This is a genomic window from Paraburkholderia oxyphila NBRC 105797, from assembly GCF_000685075.1.
In the GTDB taxonomy this organism is placed as follows: Bacteria; Pseudomonadota; Gammaproteobacteria; order Burkholderiales; family Burkholderiaceae; genus Paraburkholderia; species Paraburkholderia oxyphila.
In genome coordinates, this window is sequence record NZ_BAYD01000248.1 from 1 (window position 1) to 2,161 (window position 2,161).

At 59.8% G+C, this 2,161-nt stretch carries 2 protein-coding genes; one reads left to right on the forward strand and one right to left on the reverse strand.

The genetic code is table 11. From position 1 onward, the window contains the following. The first annotated feature begins 191 nt into the window (after window positions 1-191). Window positions 192-1,199: a glycosyltransferase family 2 protein gene (locus BO1_RS55990; RefSeq protein ID WP_156992820.1), complete on the forward strand. Its 1,008-nt coding sequence runs from the start codon at window positions 192-194 to the stop codon at window positions 1,197-1,199. Between the two features lie 504 nt (window positions 1,200-1,703). On the opposite strand, the gene BO1_RS60565 is transcribed toward BO1_RS55990, so the two are convergent. Beyond that, window positions 1,704-2,161: hypothetical protein (locus tag BO1_RS60565; protein ID WP_028223755.1), on the reverse strand; the 458-nt coding region annotated here is incomplete at its 5' end.

Genomic DNA, 2,161 nt, shown 5'->3' on the forward strand with positions numbered 1-2,161 from the left:
TTAATGGAATACTTAGGCTCGCCGAGTAGGCAGGCGCGGTGCGGGTCTGGATTCGTCCCGTCTGTGGCGCGTCCCCCGGCGTTGACTGACTGGCGAAATGTTGACGCATCCTTCGCCTGCTTCCCGATGACCAGTCTCCCTGCATAGCCTCATGCGAGATAGCTCGGTCACGGTGTTCCTATCGCGCATCCGTGTTCCTTCCTGTGAGGGCGAAAAGCTTCGTCGGCTCTCCGCACCGGCCGGTCATCGACCCATTGCCCGGCCATCCCGGCGCGTCCAGTCGGTTAAAATCCGTTGGCATTCCGAAGGCCGCAGCAAAGCGGCCTGCAAACCCACCACACTTCGCCATGCCTACAGTTTCCATCGTTGTCCCCTGCTTCAATCAGGAGGCGTTCATCGCTGACGCCCTTGATTCCTTGCTCGCGCAGTCATACAACGACTGGGAGTGCATCGTCGTGAATGACGGCTCGACCGACGGATCCAAGGCCATCGTCGAGGCCTACGCGAAGAAAGACAGCCGCATCCGGTCATTGACCAAGGAAAACGGCGGCGTCGCGGCGGCGCGCAACTTCGGTTTCTTCCAGGCGAGCGGCTCGCTCTTTGTGCCGCTCGATGGTAACGACAAAATCCACCCTGACTATCTCAAGCGCGCCGTCGAGTGTTTCGAGGCGTTCCCCAATACCGTGCTTGTGCATACCGGTACGCAGAGCTTCGGTGAAAACCGCAAGGTCTGGCGGTCGCCGGAGTACAGCTACGAAAAGCTCCTCTGGCAAAACCTGATCGTCAACACGACCATGTACCGCCGCGAGGCGTTCCAGCGCGCGGGGGGCTATGCGCCGGAAATGGTGCATGGGTTCGAGTACTGGGAATTCTATGTGCGCCTGCTCGGCCCGGATGCGCATGTGCAGTACATCAGGGAGCCGCTTTACCTCCACCGCATCAACAAAAGCTCGCGCTCGAGCGAACTGGTGGAACAGGGCAAGGTCGAGGCGTCGCAACGCCTCATTTACGAGCGCAACCGCGAGCGGTATGCCGATCACAATGCGAACCCGATCAGCATATTCGACAAGCGCATGAAAGACTTCGCACCCATGCACGCCGCGCGCTACAAGCGGCAGGCCCGCTATCTGCACGCCGGATACGGCGTGCTCGTCGTGGTCCTGCTTGGCGTTATTGGCTTGCTCGTCGCGGCAGGCTAGAACAACGATTCCCGTGTGGGTGCCACGTCGACGTAGTCAGCATGTGATTGATTGCAAAAAGAGTTTTTATAGGGCCGCAAGGCAAAGGCTCGCCAGGCTTGAGTTGCTGCAACCGGGAAAATGCACGAAAAGCAAAGGAACCCCTTCACTGATTTGCTTCGTCATAGTGTGTGTTCCTCGTCGTGTTGGTTTGGCCTTCGTGGTTATGGAAGGATTCCATGACGAGGTATAGGACGAGCCGCAACGGGAGCCGTTGGAGGCGGGCGTTCGGTTGTTCTGCTGCGTCGACGTGCTGCCCATAAACGTTGACCTTTCCCGCCGACCTTGAGAGCGGCATGCACACGGCATTTCGACGCGGTTGGCTGGAAGAACCGATCGTGAGGTCTCGTGTTGGAGCTCGCCGCCTAGACGAAGTGAAGGGTGTACGTCTATGGTTTTTTTGGAGTGAGGCTCCCACAAGCAATTCGCTCGGGCAGCGCCTCGAAGCGCCAAAAGAACCGCCAGCTACGTGGCGCGCCGGGAACGCCCGCGTTGACGGGGCCGCGTGGTGGGCGCTCGACGCTTGCGGCGGGATGGCTCAACACGCAGCGCTGCGAACATGATGGATGTGGCCGTGACCACAAGCATGGTGCCGCCGAGATAGGGTGCCACACTCATGTGCACCTGGTCGGGCAGCGGTGGCCCAATTGCGTTTGCAACGAAATCCAGACATGTCGGGATCTCCCAGAGCAGAAAGAGCGCGATGCAGTGGATGAGGTATTCGCGCAACGGCGCACGACTCATGAGGTAGAGGGAAATCGTTGCGAGCACTACTAGCGTGTTATCGCCCCAGTGGTCAGTGCGATACCACGCGGGTAGCCATCGTGTTGCCGCTTCGACGCGCAGGCCGAGTATCCATGCGGCGGTATTGCCGGAGGCGAGCGCGAGGGAGGTGAGCAGCAGCGGGGCTTTCATCGACAAAA